This window comes from Mesorhizobium sp. M0189, from assembly GCF_040322135.1.
Lineage (GTDB): Bacteria > Pseudomonadota > Alphaproteobacteria > Rhizobiales > Rhizobiaceae > Mesorhizobium.
This window is the reverse complement of the sequence record NZ_JAMYSW010000060.1, coordinates 1-925: the sequence shown is the minus strand read 5'-3', so window position 1 is coordinate 925 and position 925 is coordinate 1. Positions and strand designations below refer to the sequence as shown.

Sequence of the window (925 nt, the reverse complement as noted above, 5' to 3'; positions counted from 1 at the left end):
GTGACGGTGATGGCCAGCGAAGCGCGCAGCAGGGCGACGCCGCCGCCGGGAACGATGCCTTCTTCGACGGCCGCGCGGGTCGCGTTGAGGGCGTCATCGACGCGGTCCTTCTTTTCCTTGACTTCCACTTCGGTCGCACCGCCGACGCGGATCACGGCAACGCCGCCCGCCAGCTTGGCGAGACGCTCCTGCAGCTTCTCCTTGTCGTAGTCCGAGGTGGTCTCCTCGATCTGCTGCTTGATCTGGGCGACGCGGCCCTGGATCTCGGCCTTCTTACCGGCGCCGTCGACGATGGTGGTGTTCTCCTTGGAGATCGACACCTTCTTGGCGCGGCCGAGCATGTTGAGGCCGACATTCTCGAGCTTGATGCCGAGGTCTTCGGAGATGACCTGGCCACCGGTGAGAATGGCGATGTCTTCCAGCATGGCCTTACGGCGATCACCGAAGCCCGGCGCCTTGACGGCAGCGATCTTCAGGCCGCCACGCAGCTTGTTGACGACCAGCGTGGCCAGGGCCTCACCTTCGACGTCTTCGGAGATGATGACCAGCGGCTTCGAGGTCTGCACGACAGCCTCGAGGATCGGCAGCATGGCCTGCAGGTTGGAGAGCTTCTTCTCGTGGAGGAGGATGTAGGCGTCTTCCAGATCCGCAACCATCTTGTCGGCGTTGGTGACGAAGTAGGGCGAGAGATAGCCGCGGTCGAACTGCATGCCTTCGACGACTTCGAGTTCGGTCTCGGCGGTCTTGGCTTCCTCGACCGTGATGACGCCCTCATTGCCGACCTTCTGCATCGCTTCGGCGATCATCGAGCCGACCGAAGCATCGCCATTGCCGGCGATGGTGCCGACCTGGGCAACCTCTTCCGAGGTCTTGATCTTCTTGGCGTTCTTGATCAGCGTCGCGACGACGTCGGCGACGGCGAGGT

1 protein-coding gene is annotated in these 925 nt (G+C 63.2%); it reads right to left on the bottom strand.

Annotation, left to right across the window (positions count from 1 at the left end; all coding sequences use genetic code 11):
• A partial coding sequence (gene groEL, locus NKJ09_RS32435; RefSeq protein ID WP_352764785.1) for a chaperonin GroEL occupies positions 1-925 on the bottom strand: 925 nt, incomplete at both ends.